Source organism: Flavimaribacter sediminis (genome assembly GCF_019492055.1).
Lineage (GTDB): Bacteria > Pseudomonadota > Alphaproteobacteria > Rhizobiales > Rhizobiaceae > Flavimaribacter > Flavimaribacter sediminis.
In genome coordinates, this window is the sequence record NZ_JAICBX010000002.1 from 670,934 (window position 1) to 687,523 (window position 16,590).

At 59.9% G+C, this 16,590-nt stretch carries 15 protein-coding genes; 4 read left to right on the forward strand and 11 right to left on the reverse strand.

Annotated features, from left to right (window positions below; translation table 11 throughout):
- Positions 1-4: 4 nt before the first annotated feature.
- Genes K1W69_RS11350 through K1W69_RS11370 form a run of 5 tightly spaced genes read right to left on the reverse strand, consistent with a single transcriptional unit; the run spans position 5 to position 4,527 of the window.
- Positions 5-781 carry a cyclase family protein gene (locus tag K1W69_RS11350; RefSeq protein ID WP_220228464.1) on the reverse strand — a complete coding sequence of 259 codons (777 nt, stop codon included), beginning with the start codon at positions 779-781 and terminating at the stop codon, positions 5-7.
- Between the two features lie 18 nt (positions 782-799).
- On the reverse strand, positions 800-2,110 hold the full coding sequence (locus K1W69_RS11355; RefSeq protein WP_220228465.1) for a TRAP transporter large permease: 1,311 nt from the start codon (positions 2,108-2,110) through the stop codon (positions 800-802).
- Positions 2,107-2,679, reverse strand: a complete 573-nt coding sequence (locus K1W69_RS11360) for a TRAP transporter small permease subunit (protein ID WP_220228466.1) — start codon at positions 2,677-2,679, stop codon at positions 2,107-2,109. Before K1W69_RS11360 ends, K1W69_RS11355 begins: the two co-directional genes overlap by 4 nt.
- Before the next feature lie 9 nt (positions 2,680-2,688).
- Positions 2,689-3,750, reverse strand: a complete 1,062-nt coding sequence (locus K1W69_RS11365; RefSeq protein ID WP_220228467.1) for a C4-dicarboxylate TRAP transporter substrate-binding protein — start codon at positions 3,748-3,750, stop codon at positions 2,689-2,691.
- 12 nt (positions 3,751-3,762) lie between these two features.
- Positions 3,763-4,527: a TetR/AcrR family transcriptional regulator gene (locus tag K1W69_RS11370; protein WP_258570997.1), complete on the reverse strand. Its 765-nt coding sequence runs from the start codon at positions 4,525-4,527 to the stop codon at positions 3,763-3,765.
- Positions 4,528-4,775: 248 nt separating this feature from the next.
- On the opposite strand from K1W69_RS11370, the gene K1W69_RS11375 reads away from it, so the two are divergent.
- From K1W69_RS11375 to K1W69_RS11385, 3 genes are all read left to right on the forward strand, one after another.
- Positions 4,776-6,500: a long-chain-fatty-acid--CoA ligase gene (locus tag K1W69_RS11375; protein WP_370688234.1), complete on the forward strand. Its 1,725-nt coding sequence runs from the start codon at positions 4,776-4,778 to the stop codon at positions 6,498-6,500.
- 126 nt (positions 6,501-6,626) lie between these two features.
- On the forward strand, positions 6,627-8,252 hold the full coding sequence (gene pgi, locus K1W69_RS11380) for a glucose-6-phosphate isomerase (RefSeq protein ID WP_370688257.1): 1,626 nt from the start codon (positions 6,627-6,629) through the stop codon (positions 8,250-8,252).
- Between the two features lie 5 nt (positions 8,253-8,257).
- Complete coding sequence (locus K1W69_RS11385; RefSeq protein WP_220228469.1) at positions 8,258-8,701, forward strand: EVE domain-containing protein; 444 nt, start codon at positions 8,258-8,260, stop codon at positions 8,699-8,701.
- 42 nt (positions 8,702-8,743) lie between these two features.
- Here the strand turns inward: K1W69_RS11385 and K1W69_RS11390 are convergent, their stop codons facing one another.
- Positions 8,744-9,229, reverse strand: coding sequence for a contact-dependent growth inhibition system immunity protein (locus K1W69_RS11390; RefSeq protein WP_220228470.1), 486 nt, complete (start codon positions 9,227-9,229; stop codon positions 8,744-8,746).
- 176 nt (positions 9,230-9,405) lie between these two features.
- Positions 9,406-10,902 carry a CoA-acylating methylmalonate-semialdehyde dehydrogenase gene (locus K1W69_RS11395; protein ID WP_220228471.1) on the reverse strand — a complete coding sequence of 499 codons (1,497 nt, stop codon included), beginning with the start codon at positions 10,900-10,902 and terminating at the stop codon, positions 9,406-9,408.
- 143 nt (positions 10,903-11,045) lie between these two features.
- Here K1W69_RS11395 and K1W69_RS11400 point away from each other — a divergent pair, with 143 nt between their 5' ends.
- Positions 11,046-11,927, forward strand: coding sequence for a LysR family transcriptional regulator (locus K1W69_RS11400; RefSeq protein ID WP_220228472.1), 882 nt, complete (start codon positions 11,046-11,048; stop codon positions 11,925-11,927).
- A gap of 343 nt (positions 11,928-12,270) precedes the next feature.
- On the opposite strand, the gene K1W69_RS11405 is transcribed toward K1W69_RS11400, so the two are convergent.
- Genes K1W69_RS11405 through pyrC form a run of 4 tightly spaced genes read right to left on the reverse strand, consistent with a single transcriptional unit; the run spans position 12,271 to position 16,496 of the window.
- The gene (locus tag K1W69_RS11405; RefSeq protein WP_220228473.1) at positions 12,271-13,443 is read right to left on the reverse strand and encodes a carboxynorspermidine decarboxylase; all 1,173 of its coding nucleotides are present in this window, start codon (positions 13,441-13,443) and stop codon (positions 12,271-12,273) included.
- Between the two features lie 3 nt (positions 13,444-13,446).
- Entirely contained in the window at positions 13,447-14,703 is a 1,257-nt protein-coding gene (locus K1W69_RS11410; RefSeq protein ID WP_220228474.1) for a saccharopine dehydrogenase family protein, read from the reverse strand.
- Positions 14,704-14,717: 14 nt separating this feature from the next.
- Positions 14,718-15,422: an orotate phosphoribosyltransferase gene (locus K1W69_RS11415; RefSeq protein ID WP_220228475.1), complete on the reverse strand. Its 705-nt coding sequence runs from the start codon at positions 15,420-15,422 to the stop codon at positions 14,718-14,720.
- Positions 15,423-15,449: 27 nt separating this feature from the next.
- Complete coding sequence (pyrC, locus tag K1W69_RS11420) at positions 15,450-16,496, reverse strand: dihydroorotase (protein WP_220228476.1); 1,047 nt, start codon at positions 16,494-16,496, stop codon at positions 15,450-15,452.
- Positions 16,497-16,590: the final 94 nt, after the last annotated feature.

A 16,590-nucleotide genomic window follows, 5' to 3' on the forward strand; every position in this document is an offset into this window, starting at 1 on the left:
AACGCTAGTCTTCGAAAATCGCTACCGCGCGAATGAACCCGGCGGAGGCGTCCTTGATCTTGAACGGAAAGCAGGAAATCTCGTATCCGAAGGGCGGAAGTTGATCGAGATTGGTCAGCTTTTCCATGTGGCAGTAGCCGATTTCCATGCCGGCGCGATGGCCCTCCCAGATGATTGAGGGATCCTTCGTTTCCGCGAATCTCTTTGCGGTGTAAACAAAAGGCGCGTCCCAGCTCCATCCGTCGATTCCGGTAACGCGGACGCCGCGCTCCAGCAGATAAAGCGTCGCCTCGCGCCCCATGCCGCAACCGCGCAGAAGGAAATCGCTCTCTCCGTAACGTGCGCCCGCCGCCGTGTTGACGACGACGATGTCGAGCGGCTGCAACTCGTAGCCAATGCGTTTCAGTTCGGCCTCGACATCGTTTGCGGTCGCGACATAGCCGTCTTCCATGTGGCGGAAATCAAGCTTGACGCCCGGACGGAAACACCAGTCGAGCGGGATCTCGTCGATGGTCATGGCGCGTTCGCCGTTGTTCATCGTCGAATGATAATGGTACGGCGCATCAAGATGCGTTCCGTTGTGGGTCGAGATGGTGAGTTGCTCGACCGCCCAGCCCTCGCCGCCCGGCAGACCTTCCTTTGTCAGACCGGAAAAGAAAGTCGTTATCTGCTCGACCGTCGCCTGGTGATCGAAATACTCTATTTCGGGCAACGCCATCGGCGGGTCGGAAGCAATTCCGGTTTCAAGCGGAACTGAGAGGTCGATAATACGTCTTGCCATTGAATGTCCTTCCGGAACCTATTGTATGAGCGCCGTTGTGAGCGGCGGATAGACGAGAACCGCGAGAAGCACGACCACCATCATCAGGGCGAAGGGGGCCGCGCCACGGAAAATTTCTCCAAGGCTTATGGAATCGTCATCGAGGGTCGACTTGATGACGAAGACCGATATGCCAAAGGGCGGGGTCAGCAGACCAATTTCAACAGCGATCACCGTCACGATGCCGAACCAGACAAGGTCGACGCCGAGCGGCTGTATCACCGGCAGCATCAGCGGCACCATGATCAGCATGATCGACGAGGAGTCGAGGATCGTGCCCATGACGACAAGTAACGCCACGTAGGCGATGATAACGCCCCAGAAGCCGATATCGGCCGTCGCGACGAAGACCCCGAATTCATGCGGCACGCCGGACAGCGCAAGCATGCGCGAATACATTTGCGCGGCGATGATGAGGAAACAGACCGACGCGGTCACCAGACCAGTGTCCGTCAACACCTCCCAGAAATTGGGCAGGGTGAGCGTGCGGCGAAACAGGCCGATGATGATGGCGCCGAGGCATCCGACCGCTCCGGCCTCGATCGGCGTGAACACGCCGGCGTAGATACCGCCAAGCACAAGCAGGATAAGCGCGAGGATCGGCAGGCCCTTCTTCGCCATTTCCGCCGAACCCATATCGTGCTCGGTATCCTCGGACAGGTTCTCGCCGATAAAGGAGGGCCAGAAATACGCCATGGAAATGACGCCGCCGGCAAAGACAATCGCCAGCAGGATGCCCGGCAGGACCCCTGCGAGGAACAGATCCCCAACGGATTGCTCGGTCAGAAGCCCGTAAAGAATGAGCAGCAGGCTCGGCGGGATCAGCATGCCGAGGACGGAAGACCCAGCGACAACGCCAACGGAGAATTTCCCGGTATAGCCATGACGCACCATTTCCGGCACGGCGATGCGGGTAAAGACGGCGGCGGATGCGATGGAGATGCCTGTGATTGCGGCGAATATTGCATTGGCGGCGACGGTGGAAACGCCGAGACCGCCCTTGACCCGGCGAAAGAGCTGGTTGGCGACGTCGTAGGCGTCGCGCCCGAGGCCGGTCACCGAGACGAGGAAGCCCATCAGGACGAACAACGGCACGACGCCGAAAAAATAGGAAGAGATGGTTTCTGACGCGGCGAGCGCCAGAAGCTTGCCGGCGAGGAGCGGAGACCCCTTGATCATCCACACGCCGACATAGGAGCACAACATCAGGGCGATCGGCACCCAGAGGCCGGCGTAGACAAGCACCATCATGGCGCCGAGCGTCGCCAGGCCGATTTCAAAAGACGTCATTGGCCGGCTCCGTCGTCTTCAGCGGGATGGAATATGCCCCAGAGCGCGACAGCGCCGGAAATTGCAAGCTGCATCAAAAGAGCGGCGCAGCCGATCAGGATAACCAGTTTGACCGGCCAGTCCGGAAAAGTGAAGTCGCCGACGGTTCCGACGTAGGACTGGCGTTGCCATGACTTATCAAAAAGCGGCACGCTGGCCGAGAACAGCAGCCAGATCAACACGAAGGCCGCAATGACGTAGATAAATTCCATCGCGTTGCGCGCACGTTTGGAGCGGCGGGCGACGGCGTCGAGCAGCGCGTCTGTGCGGGTGAAGCGCCCCATGCGAAAAGCCTGCGACACCTGCAGGAAAACAATGGCGACAATGGACATCGAGACAATTTCAGGCACGCCTGATATCGGCGCCAGGAAGGCGTTGCGGCCGATAACATCGGCGTTGACGAGAATTACGAGACCAAGAATCATGATCGTGCCAATCACGTTCAGCGTGTTCGAAATTCCGTCAGCGGCTCTGCGAATCTTTGCGGCCGTGCCGGAGCCCGAAGGCTCCGGCGTGGTTTCCATTGTCATGGTGACCGGTTACTCCTGGTCCCAGTTGCGAACAGGCGCGCCGCCGGCGGCCCGCACGGCGTCCATGTAAGCCTTCAGGATCTCGGTGCCGGCCTTGCCTTCACTGTCAACCTGGGCGGCCCAGGTCTGCGCGACATTGTCCATGCCGTCAGCCCACTGCTTGCGGAACGCGTCGTCGACTTCCGTGATGGTGGCGCCCTGCTCTTCCATGGCCTTGAGACTTGCGACCATCGCCTTGTTGAGATCGGCGAGGTAGGCGGCCTTGAAGTCGTCGCCCGCCTTCAACAACGCCTGCTGAACGACTTCCGGCTGGCTGTCGAACCACTCCTTGTTAGCGGCGAGCGAACCGGCGTATTGCGCGCCGAAACCAACCTTGGTGATATAGGGAGCAACCTCGTAGAGCTTGCCCGGAAGCGCAGCCGTCGCAAACACGATCACGCCGTCGTAAACACCCGTCTTGATCTCGTTGTAGTAGGTGGTGAGATTGCCGGAAACGCCGACAGCGCCCGTTCCTTCCAGCCAGTTGACGGCCGGACCGGGCGCGCCGATCTTCTTGCCTTCAAGATCTTCCATGGAATTGACAGGGAACGTGGTCATCAGCAGATAGTCGTCGATGCCGGACGGCGCGCCGAGATACTGCAGATTGTTTTCGAGCCATGTCTCGAGCATCTTCGGATTGTCGTCGTGAAGCTTGTCGATGGTCTCGACGACAATATCAGGATCGGACGAGACGAAGGGGGTGTAGTAACTGACGTTCTGCAACGACAGTTTCGCAGGGTCGAACACCGACGAAATGACGCCGAGCTCGGCCAAGCCTTCCTCGACGGCCTCGGTCTCGTCGCCGACCTTGGCCAGCGAACCGCCATACTGTTCATCCCAGTTGAAGGTGTATTCGGTGCCTTCGAGCTGCTTGTTGACCGAAGGAATAAAGACCTCCGGCACCAGCCTGACCCAGCGGAACACCGGCGGGTGTCCGGCTACGACCGTGGCGTTGATGGTTTCGGCCTGAGAGACGGCCGAGACGCTTGCAAACAATGTCGTTGCAAGCGCAGTCAGAATAAGCTTTCTCATGTTTTCCTCCTGTTATTCAACATTCTCGTCGAACTGGTTGACTGCCTGCTTCGCCAGCGCCCTGATGCCGGCGCATGAAAATGCGACGGTTGTGCTGACCGTTTCTTCCGTGTCGGAATCATTACACAGCCCGCCCGACAGCCGTGCGGCGCGCCCTGTGCGGGCCATGACGGAGAGGGCGACGCTGATCGAAAAGAGATAGGCGCGCACAGCGGCCGCCGTATCGAGTTCCGGCAGCACCTGGCGCATTGCCGCGATTGAGCGCCGAGCGATCGGATCATAGTGCTCGATAGCCATATTCCTGGAACGCTCATCCGCGGAATTGCTGAAACTCACGACGAGACGCGCATACGCGCTGCCGCCTCGACTTTCATCGTGCCCCATCTCGATGGTCGGCCTGAGCAGCGCCTCCATAAGCTCCTCGAGCGTGGGAACGCCTTCGGCGAACAGCCTGTCGAGCGCATCGTTGCGCTGCGCATTAACGGCGCCGGCGCGCCGGTCGATCACCTCGTCAAAGAGTTGATCCTTGTTTTGAAAATAATAGTGAATCATCGCCTGATTGACGTCGGCGTCGCGGGCAATGCCCCTAATCGAGGCGCCGCCGTAGCCGAATTCCGCAAATGCGCGTTCTGCCGCGTCGAGTATCGACTCGCGAGCTTTCTGCGGATTGCGCACGTCTTTCTTGAGCGACTTCGACAGTTTCGGGCCTCCCTTGCAGCGCGAGCTTGGCGTCGCGTCTGGCGGATCGCGGCTCCTCCCGGCGATCCTGTTAATCAAACGTTTGATAAATTCATCGAATTGTCAAGCGGATTTTATTCGGAGCTTGTTTTCATTCCATGATGCGAACAAGTGACGCGCATCTTGTGCGCCAGACCGCCTATTCTTACCTTTACGTAAGATGGATCATGCTTTATGGCCTGCCGCATTCGCGCAGTGCAGTATACCCACTGCAAAAGGGATATATCGCTCGAACCGCAAGCAGTGTATCCTGTTCTTTTTTGACGGTCGTTTCTCGGGAGGAAGCAGTGTCTGTTCAATCATCCGATATCACGGCGACGGCTACGCTGGACAAAGTCTGGCTGAAAACCTATCCGGAAAACGTGCCGGCTGAAATCGGCGCCCTGCAATACGCCTCGGTCGGCGAGCTGTTTCGGGAATCATGCAAGAAGTTTGCTGATCGCAAATCTTTTACCTGCATGGGCAAATCGATCACCTATCGTGAACTCGACGACCACGCGCGCGCGATCGGCGCCTGGTTGCAATCGCGCGGTTTGGAAAAGGGCGATCGCGTCGCCCTGATGATGCCCAATATCCTGCAATATCCGGTCATCGCCTCCGCAATCCTGCAAGCCGGCTATACGGTCGTGAACGTCAACCCGCTTTACACGCCGCGCGAACTGGAACATCAGCTCAAGGACTCCGGCGCCAAGGCGATCTTCGTGATCGAGAATTTCGCCGTCACCCTGCAACACGCGATCGGTCACAGTGTCCTGCAGCATGTCTGCGTCGTCTCGATGGGCGACATGCTCGGCCTCAAAGGCCACCTCGTCAATTTCGTGGTGCGCAAGATCAAGAAGATGGTTCCGGAATGGTCGCTGCCGGGCCACGTCACCTTCCGCACAGCCCTTGCCGAGGGCCATTCAAAGACATTCCAGCCGGCGCATGTCGGCCTCGATGACGTCGCGTTCCTGCAATATACCGGCGGCACGACCGGCGTCTCGAAGGGCGCGACGCTGACCAACCGCAACATTCTGTCCAACATGGTGCAGAACGATTTGTGGCTGGACGCGCTGAAGCTGAAGCGGGAAATTCCCGATCCGCTCGTCTATATCTGCTGCCTGCCGCTCTATCACATCTTTGCGCTCACGATTAACATGATCATGGGCATGGATCGCGGCGCCGAGAATGTGCTCATTCCCAATCCGCGCGACATACCGGGTTTCGTGAAGGAACTGGGAAAGTATGAGTTCCACGTTTTGCCCGGCCTCAACACGCTGTTCAACGCGCTGCTGGCCGACGAAAACTTTCAGAAACTCGACTTCTCCAACCTGCTGCTGACGATCGGCGGCGGCATGGCCGTGCAACGGCCGGTGGCCGAACGCTGGCAGAAGCTGACCGGCTGCAAGATCTCGGAGGGTTACGGGCTTTCGGAAACGTCGCCGGTCGCCACGTCCAACCGCTTCGACAGCCCGGAATTCACCGGCTCTATCGGCCTCCCCATTCCTTCGACCGACGTCGATATTCGCGACGAAGACGGCAAGTCGGTTCCGCTTGGAGAGATCGGCGAGATCTGCATTCGCGGCCCGCAGGTGATGACCGGCTACTGGAACCGTCCGGAAGAAACCGCCAAGGTGATGACGGAAGACGGCTATTTCCGCTCCGGCGACATGGGCACGATGGACGAGCAGGGCTATATCCGCATCGTCGACCGCAAAAAGGATATGGTGAACGTGTCCGGCTTCAATGTTTATCCGAACGAGGTCGAAGAGGTCGTGGTGAGCCATGAGGGCGTGCTCGAGGCGGCGGCGATCGGCGTCCCGGACGAACATTCCGGCGAAGTGGTCAAGCTGTTCGTCGTGCGGAAGGACACGGCGCTCACCGAAGCCGACGTGCGCGAATGGTGTCGCGAAAACCTGACCGGCTACAAGCGTCCGAAATACATCGAATTCTCCGATGAATTGCCGAAATCCAATGTCGGCAAGATTCTGCGCCGCGAACTGCGTGAAGGCGAACAGAAGAAATCAGCCTGACAGACGACTGGAGATTTTCAACCGCTACGCCGCTGATGCGGCGCAGCGGCGCGCGACCTTGATTGCCACGACGGGCAGGGTTAGACCCGTGAGCTGGGTCTAACTTTTCCGGACAGGATGCAGATGATGGGCAATCCAGAGCAGGCGATTAAACAACTTCGCAATCATCGCGCAACCAACGCGCCAATGGACATGCGCGCGGCCTTCGCCGCCGACCCTCAGCGGTTTGAGCAATTTTCCATTCGCCTCGACGACCTGCTTCTCGACTTTTCCAAATGCGCCATTGACGCCGAAACAGTGGCGCTGCTGGCCGAACTTGCTGCTGTCGCGGAGATCGACGCGAAACGCGACGCGATGTTTTCCGGCGCGCATATCAACGCGACGGAAGACCGCGCTGTACTGCATACCGCGCTGCGAAACCGTTCCGGCGAAGCCGTTTACGACAACGGTCAGGACGTCATGCCGGATATTCTGGCCGTGCTCGACGATATGGGCGATTTCGCCGAGGCAGTCCGTAGCGGGAAAATCAAGGGTGCGGCAGGCAAGGCGATCACCGATATCGTCAACATAGGCATCGGCGGATCGGATCTCGGACCAGCCATGTGCGCTCTGGCGCTTGCCCCTTACGCCGACGGTCCCAAGACGCATTTCGTCTCCAATATCGACGGCGCTCATATCGCCGACACGCTTGGTCCGCTCGACCCCGAAACCACCCTCGTCATTGTCGCATCGAAGACCTTCACCACCATCGAGACCATGACGAATGCTGCAACGGCGCGGCGCTGGGTGGCCGACGCGCTGGGTGAAGAGGCCGTGCAACATCACTTCGTCGCCGTTTCCACGGCGCTCGAAAAGGTCGCCGCCTTCGGCATCAACGAGAACCGCGTTTTCGGTTTCTGGGATTTCGTCGGCGGCCGCTATTCCATCTGGTCGGCGATCGGGCTGCCTTTGATGATCGCGATCGGCCACGAGCGCTTTGTCGATTTCCTTGAAGGCGCGCATGATCTCGACCGGCACTTCTGCGCAGCGCCGGCGACTGAAAACCTGCCGATGATGCTGGGACTTCTCGGATATTATCACCGGGTGATCTGCGGCCATCCTTCGCGCGCGATCATTCCCTACGATCAGAGACTTGCCCGCCTGCCCGCCTATCTGCAGCAGCTCGACATGGAATCGAACGGCAAAGGCGTGGAAATCGGCGGCGTTGCGGTCGACACGCCCACCGGGCCGCTCGTCTGGGGCGAACCCGGCACGAACAGCCAGCACGCCTTCTTCCAGTTGCTGCACCAGGGCACGGACATTATTCCGGTGGAGTTCATCGCGGCCGCCCGCGGCCACGAGCCGGATCTCGCCCACCAGCACGCGCTGCTGCTTGCCAATTGCTTCGCCCAATCGGAAGCGCTGATGAAAGGGCGCAGGCTTGAAGAAGCCCGCGCGATGCTCGACGCGGCCGGCGTCAAGAACGCGGCGACACTTGCGCCGCACAAGGTCTTTCCGGGCAACCGGCCTTCAATCACAATCCTCTACGAAAAGCTTACCCCATATGCGCTGGGCCGGTTGATCGCGCTTTACGAACACCGCGTCTTCACCGAGGCGCAGCTCTTCGGCATCAACGCCTTCGACCAGTGGGGCGTTGAACTGGGCAAAGAGCTTGCGACCGCGCTGCTTCCCGTCGTCGAAGGCAAGGAGAGCGCGGCAGGCCACGACAGCTCGACCGCTGGTCTCGTCGGGTACGTACTCGAACAGGGTTGAGCGCAATGGCCGAGCCAGCGCCACGCTACTGGATCGGCGTTGCGAGCCGCGACCACGCCAAGGCAGGCGAGGCGGGCGGCTTCTGCCAGCTTGGCCACGGCAAGGCTGCGCCGGTCGAGCGACTGTCTCCCGGCGACGGCATCGTCTATTACGCGCCGCGCGAACGACTGGGCGACGGCGACCCGGTGCAGGCCTTTGTCACCATCGGCCGGATCAGGGACGGGAGCGCCTATCGCGCAAACCAGTCTGAAGATTTTCACCCGGTGCGGCGCGACGTCGACTACTTTCCGTGCCGCGAAGCGCCGATCCGCCCGCTTCTCGACCAGCTCTCCTTCATATCCGACCGCACGCGATGGGGCATGCCGTTCCGACGCGGCTCCTTCGCCATCCCGAAAGAGGATTTCCTGCTCATTGCCGGGGCGATGGGTGTGGGCGAGAGGTTTGGATAAGCAGCAGGTTGGTGTGCTCCGCCGGAGCCTGCTGCAGCAGGATTAGTGGCCAGTAAATTCCCTGTATTCCTTCCAGGGCGACTGGCGGTATTCCTTTTCGACCGCCTGATCCACAGCGACCTTGACTGCCTCTGGGTTCATGCCAAGGTCCTCCGGGCTGTAATTCCCGAAAATATTCTGCCGCGTCTGGTTTGGCAGTTCAGCCAGTGCTGATGTGCAAAGCGCGCGCAACTCCTCAATGAATCCAGACCCCTTCTGCTGTTCGCTGACAAGCTTGCATCGGATAACCGCCCTGAGCAGATCGCCTTCATAGAAATCTCCAGCGGCAAGCGGATCCTTGCGCAAGACCTCCAGCGCCTTGGGCACAAGATATTTCAGTCCAATGTTCTGACCGATCATGATGCGAAGATCTTCGTTGTTGAATTCCTCTATCGGCTTGCGACGCAGGCGGTGACACTCCTGAACAAGCCAGGTGGGAGCGTCAGTCTCGCCCCAGTCGTCATTTTCAAGCTGTTCGAGTGTAGCCATGGCTCGAATATGGTCCAAAAACTAATCGCGAAACGGTTCAGCTCGTTCTGGATCGCGCGCCTATAACTCATAATAGGAGGAATTTTGAGCTATAGAACACGGCGCAATAACTCAAAAACCAAAAACGCCCGGCTTTCGCCAGGCGTTGATGTCTCGGGCAATGCTGATCCGGTCGATCAGTTCATCGTCGGGATGACAAATTCCGCGCCTTCCTTCACGCCGGACGGCCAGCGGGAGGTGATGGTCTTGGTCTTGGTGTAGAAGCGGAAAGCGTCGGGGCCGTGCTGGTTGAGGTCGCCGAATGAGGAACCCTTCCAGCCGCCAAATGTGTAGTAGGCGATCGGAACCGGAATCGGCACGTTGACGCCGACCATGCCGACCTGCACGCGCGATGCGAAGTCGCGGGCGGCGTCGCCGTCGCGGGTGAAGATCGCGACGCCATTGCCATATTCGTGCTCGGTCGGCAGTTTCAGCGCGTCCTCGTAGGTGTCTGCGCGCACGACGGACAGGACCGGACCGAAGATCTCTTCCTTGTAGATGCGCATGTCGGGCGTAACGTTATCGAACAGGCAGCCGCCCATGTAATAGCCGTTCTCGTAGCCCTGCATCTTGAAGTCACGGCCATCGACGACGAGCTGCGCGCCTTCCTCGACGCCGAGATCGACATAGCCCTTCACCCTGTCAAGCGCCTGCTGTGTGACGAGGGGACCGAAATCCGCGCTCGGATCGGTGGAGGGTCCGACCTTCAGGCTTTCGACGCGCGGGATCAGGGCTTCGACAAGGCGGTCCGCCGTCTGCTGGCCGACAGGAACGGCGACGGAGATCGCCATGCAGCGTTCGCCGGCGGAGCCGTAGCCGGCGCCAATCAGGGCGTCGACGGTCTGCTCCATGTCGGCGTCGGGCATGATGATCATGTGGTTCTTGGCGCCGCCGAAACACTGGACGCGCTTTCCGGCCGCGCAACCGCGGCTGTAGATATATTCGGCGATCGGCGTCGAGCCGACGAAACCGACGGCCTTGATGTCCGGATCGTCGAGGATCGCGTCGACTGCTTCCTTGTCGCCATTGACGACGTTGAGGATGCCCTCAGGCAGGCCGGCTTCGATGAAGAGTTCGGCGATCCTCATCGGCACGCCCGGATCGCGCTCGGACGGCTTCAGGATGAAGGCGTTGCCGGCGGAAATGGCCGGCGCGATCTTCCAGAGCGGGATCATGGCCGGGAAGTTGAACGGGGTGATGCCGGCGACGACGCCAAGCGGCTGGCGCATGGAGTAGACGTCAATGCCAGGGCCTGCGCCATCGGTGAACTCGCCCTTCAGAAGGTGGGGCGCGCCAATGCAGAACTCCACCACTTCGAGGCCGCGTTGGATGTCGCCCTTCGCATCCGGAACGGTCTTGCCGTGCTCCCTGGCAAGCAGTTCCGCCAGGGAATCGTATTCCTGCTGGACGAGATCGAGAAACTTCATCAGCACGCGGGCCCGCCGCTGCGGATTGGTCGCCGCCCAGCCGGGCTGCGCCGCCTTGGCGTTTTCGACCGCTGCCCGCATCTCTTCCTTGCTTGCCAGGGCGACCTTGCCCTGCACAGTGCCGTCCATCGGCATCAACACATCAGCCGACCTACCGCTTGTTCCGGCGACATTCTTGCCGCCAATGAAATGTCCAATATCGCGCATGGAAGTCCTCCTTGATTGATTGCCGGCACATTGCGCTTTAATTTATGAAAATCAATGCGCAATCCAGCGTATCTGTTGTGCATATTTTATAGTTCATTGTTGGCGCAATTGTCAGGCGCCGGGGATGCGGAGGCAAGGGTAAAATGAACTGGGATGACGTCCGTATCTTTCTGGCGGTGGCGCGAACCGGGCAGATTTTGGCGGCCTCGCGGCGTCTGGAGCTGAACCACGCCACGGTGAGCCGGCGGATCACGGCTCTTGAAAGCAATCTGCAATCGAAACTGCTCATTCGCCGCACCAATGGCTGCGACCTGACCCAGGAGGGCGAGACCTTTATGCACGCCGCCGAACGCATGGAGGCGGAAATGCTGGCGGCGCGCGCAGCGGTAGGACGCACTGACACGGAAGTGTCCGGCACTGTGCGCATCGGCGCGACAGACGGCTTCGGCATATCCTTTCTGGCGCCCCGGCTCGGTACCCTCACACGGCAATATCCGGGTTTGAAGATCCAGCTGGTACCTGTGCCACAGAGTTTCTCGCTGTCACGCCGCGAAGCCGACATTTCCATTACCGTGGAGCGCCCGCAGACCGGGCGGCTTGTCGCCCGCAAACTTGTAGACTACGCGCTCGGCCTCTACGCGTCGAAGACCTATCTGGACGAATTCGGCGCACCCAAGACGGCGGCGGATCTGAAAACTCACCGCCTTGTCGGATATGTCGAGGACCTGATCTTTTCGCCTCAGCTCCACTATCGCGCTGACTTCGTGCGCAACTGGGAATCCGATTTCGAGATATCCGCCGTTCTCGGCCAGATGGAAGCGGTGCGCTCAGGCGCAGGGATCGGCATCCTTCACCGGTTTATCGCCCGTCCCTACGATGATCTGGCGCCCGTGTTGCCGGACCTGCGCGTCGACCGCAGCTACTGGATCGTCTATCACGAAACGCTGCGCAATATCCGCCGGATCAAGACCGTCGTCGATTTCATCGCTTCGGAAACCGAGCGGGAAAAGCAGCAATTCATCTGATCTTTTGTGCAATGCAGCATATTTTTTGCTGCACCTTTCGTCGCCAGGCTGACTGCAACATTTTGCGCAGCCTATCACTGCAGCATAAATCCGTAATTGCCGCAGCATTTTCTATGCTGCGCTGCAACATAATACATCGCAAATTGCTGTTTTTATTATATTTAATAGATATGCTGCACTCAAGAAAAGAATGCAGCATAAATAGCGTCGAGGCGCAGCATTTTCGCTCCCGAGATTTGCAAAAATTGCTGCACCACGCGTGCTTCCATATACAAGTCTAACGCTGCATTTACCAATAAAGGGGTGTTTAGTGGAAGCGCAGCATTTTTGAACCTCTAAGGCTCTACAGCCGTCCCTCGAAATCCGCATATCCGAAACTCTTGACGACCTCCAGCGCGTCTGTGCGGCTGTCCCAGAGCGCAAGCGACGGCAGCGGCATGCCGTTGAACGTAGTCGCCTTGACCATGGTGTAATAGGCGAGATCAAGGAAAACCAGGCGATCGCCGACCTGCGGCGGCATTTCGAAACGGTAAGTCCCGATGATGTCTCCGGCCAGGCAGGTCGGACCACCAAGACGGATGACATGCGCGTCCACCGCATCCATGGCTGTATTGCGCGGAAGCGCGGTTGCGCCCAGCAAGTCTGGCGTAAACGGCGCTTCTATGACATCGGGCATGTGGCAGGTGGCGGATGTATCCATGACCGCCAGCGGCGCGCCGTAATCGAAACGGTCGAGCACCTGCGAGACCAGCGCGCCTGCATGCAGCGCCACGGCCGTGCCCGGCTCGATATAGACCTTGAGGCCCGTTCGTTCGCGAAAACCAGCAAGCCTTTCGATGAACCGTTCAAGCGGAAAGCCGTCGTCGGTGATCAGGAGTCCGCCGCCAAGATTGATCCACTCTACCGAGCCAAAAAGGTGCGCGCATCTGGCTTCGACGGCGGACAACATGCGGTCGAAAGCGTCATAGGGATGGTCGCAAAGGGCGTGGACATGGATGCCGGAGAGCCCCTCAAGATCGGCCGCCGTTACCTGATTGGCGGGGGCGCCCAGCCGCGACCAGGACGCGCAAGGGTCATAAAGCGGGTTTTCCACTTCGCTGTGCATCGGATTGACGCGAAGACCCGTCTCCACGCCGCCATGCGCCTCGATACGGCTGCGAAAGCGTCCCCACTGTTGGAGCGAGTTCAGGATCAGATGGTCGCTGCAATCCAGAAGCTCGTCGATATCCGCGTCCTTGAGGCCCGGCGCATAGGCATGCACGTCCCCGCCGAAGCGCGTGCGCCCAAGACGCGCCTCGTAGAGGCCGCTTGCAGCTGTCCCGGAGAGGTATTTCATGACCAGATCGGAGACGGCGAAGCACGAAAACGCCTTCAGGGCCAGAAGCACGCTGACGCCCGCCTCGTCGCCAACCCGCTTCAGGATCTGCAGATTGTGCTCGAGCCGCGCAAGGTCGAGCACATGGCAAGGCGTGGGAACGCACGCCGTATCGAGCTTCGCGAAATTGTGCGGCGCCAAGGATTACACCTCTGCCGGCCAGGGCCAGCTTCCGTCAAGCGGCAAGTCCTGAATTTCCCAGTCGATGCCCACTTCCGGCATCAGCTTCAGGAAGGGGTCGGGATCGAGTTCCTCGACATTGACCATGGTCTTCGGTTTCCACACGCCGCTGGCCATCAAACGCGCAGCCGTAATGACCGGAATGCCCGTCGAATAGGAAATTGACTGGCCGCCCACCTCGCGGAAGTTTTCTTCGTGATCACAGTTCGACCAGATGAAGATCCGGCGCTCCTTGCCGTCCTTCATGCCGCGGATATCGGCTCCGATGCAGATCTTGCCGGTATAGCCGGCCGCAAGCGAAGCCGGATCCGGCAACAAGGCCTTGATCACACGGTTGGGCGCGACTTTCACGCCGTCGACCTCGATCGGGATCGAGGAGGTCAGGCCGAGATTGTCGAGCACGTCGAAGACCTTGAGATAATGCTCGCCAAAGCCCATCCAGAAGCCGATATGCGGCGTGTCCGGGAAGTTGACGGCCAGCGACTGCAATTCGTCATGGCCCATGGAATAGACGCGATGGGCGCCGACCTCAGGCAAGGCGACGTCCATCGACGCGGAATGGTGCGGAATCGTCTCCCAGCGGCCGTTCTCCCAGGTGATCACGTCTTCCTTGATCTCGCGCAGGTTCACGTCGGCGTCGAAATTGGTGGCGAAGTAAAGGCCATGGCTGCCGGCGTTCACGTCGATGATGTCGATGGAGGCGATTGAGTCGAAACAGTGCTTGCGCGCATGGGCGCAGAAGATGTTGACAACGCCGGGATCAAATCCCATGCCGAGAAGCGCGCTTGCGCCCCGCGCTGCAAATTTTTCGCGACGCGGCCACTCGATACGCTCGTACCAGTTGGGTGGGATATTCTCGACGAATTCTTCCTCACCGAGAGCCGTGTCGAGATAGTCCACGCCGGTGGCGATGCAGGCGTCGAGGATTGCGGCGTTGCAATAGGGCGATGCGACATTGAGCACAAGGCCGGCGTCGAGCTCGCGGATCAACCCGGCGACCGCCTCGACGCTGCGCGCGTCAACAGTCCGTGTCGCGACCAGTTGCTTTTCGCCGGGCCGAGACCAGCGCTCCTGGACTTCGCCGGCTATGCGTTCGAGCTTTTCGGCGTTTCTGGCGGCGAGCGTGATGGTTCCGAAATCGTTGCGGAACTGGGCCGCCTTGTTGACGGTCACCTGACCTACGCCGCCTGCTCCGATAATCAGCAGGTTCGGTTTCGCCATTCAATCGTCTCCGTTCAGTCCTTGTCCGTCGGCAGTTCGGTTATTCCGCCATTCTTCGCAGACCAGGCAAGCGGTCCGTTGAGAAAGGCCTCGACTTCGGTGAGCGTTTTCTCGTCGAAATAGCCCTTCTCGCGCGAAAGCGCCAGCACGTCCCACCAGGTGGCCAGGTAGTGCAGCGTCATGCCGTGGTCCTTCAGCCGTTGCGGCGCCTCCGGAAAGATATCGTAATAAAAAATGGCGAAGGTGTGCTCGATGGTCGCGCCCGCCTCGCGGATCGCGTCCGCGAACTTGATCTTGCTTCCGCCGTCGGTCGTCAGGTCCTCGACCAGGATGACGCGGCTGCCTTCCGGCATGCTGCCCTCGATGCGCGCGTCGCGCCCGAAGCCCTTAGGCTTTTTGCGCACATATTGCATGGGCAGGCCCATGCGTTCGGAAATCCAGGCGGCGAAGGGTATGCCGGCGGTTTCGCCGCCTGCAACGCTGTCGAATTGCTCGAAACCCGCGTCACGCAGGATGGTGGCGACGGAGAAATCCATGATCGCAGAGCGGATGCGCGGATAGGAGATCAGTTTGCGACAGTCGATATAGACTGGGCTCGCGAGGCCGGAGGTGAAAGTGTAGGGTTCATCAGCGCGAAAATGCACCGCCTTGATCTCGATGAGCATCTGGGCGACAAGTTTCGAGACCTGCTCGGCCTCGGGAAATGCATTGGAAAACATGCGGGCAATCCTCTCAAAACCAGATTGTCAGGGGCGTAGCTCCACGTCCCAGTAAAGTGGTGTTTTCGGGTCGAACACTGTGACCGGCCCTGCGCCGGTCTCGATTTTTTCCGCGTAGGCGACAGGCGCGTCGCGCCGGATGAGCCTGATCCTCTCCTCATTCGGAGGCAGACGATAAAAGGCCGGACCGTTGAGCGAGACGAAAGCCTCAAGCCGGTCAAGCGCCTCTTCCTCTTCGAAGACATGGGCGAGGCAGGACAGCGTGTTGGTCGCCGAAAAGACACCTGCGCAACCGCAGCCGCATTCCTTGGCCGGGTCAACATGCGGCGCGGAATCGGTGCCAAGGAAGAAGCGTGGATTGCCCGAGACAGCCGCCGCGCGAAGCGCGAGGCGATGCTCTTCGCGCTTGGCGACCGGCAAGCAGTAGTAATGCGGCCGGATGCCGCCGACGAGAATGTCGTTGCGGTTGATAATCAGATGATGCGTTGTGATGGTGCCGGCGACGCCGTCAGCCGCGTCGCGCACATAGTCGACGCCCTGGATGGTTGTCACATGCTCCAGCACGATCCTCAGACCTGGAATGCGCCGCCGCAGTGGATCAAGCACCCGTTCGAGGAAAACGGCTTCACGATCGAAAATATCGACCGCAGGATCGGTCACCTCGCCGTGGCAGCAAAGCGGCACGCCGGCTTCGGCCATACGCTCGAGCACCGGATAGACCTTCTCGATATCACGCACGCCGCTCTGGGAATTGGTGGTCGCGCCCGCCGGATAGAGCTTCACCGCGGTGATGAGGCCCGACGCGTGGGCGGATACGACATCCTCGGCGTCGGTCGTCTCGGTCAGATAGAGCGTCATCAGCGGGGCAAATCGGTGACCTGCCGGCAGAGCGTCCATGATGCGGGCGCGATAAGCCTCTGCGGCCGCGCTGTCAGCGACGGGTGGCACAAGATTGGGCATGATGATTGCGCGGCCGAAATGCGCGCTGGTGTGCGGCAGGACGCCCTGCAACATCGCTCCGTCGCGAAGGTGAAGGTGCCAGTCGTCGGGACGACGGATCTCGATCTGCTGCATGGGCTGCCTCGTCGGTGTCGCCGGGCGTAATTACAGGGATTCCCGCGCAAGGGCCAGTGCAGCGTAGTCTCATGCCGGAATGTTTCTGTGAAAA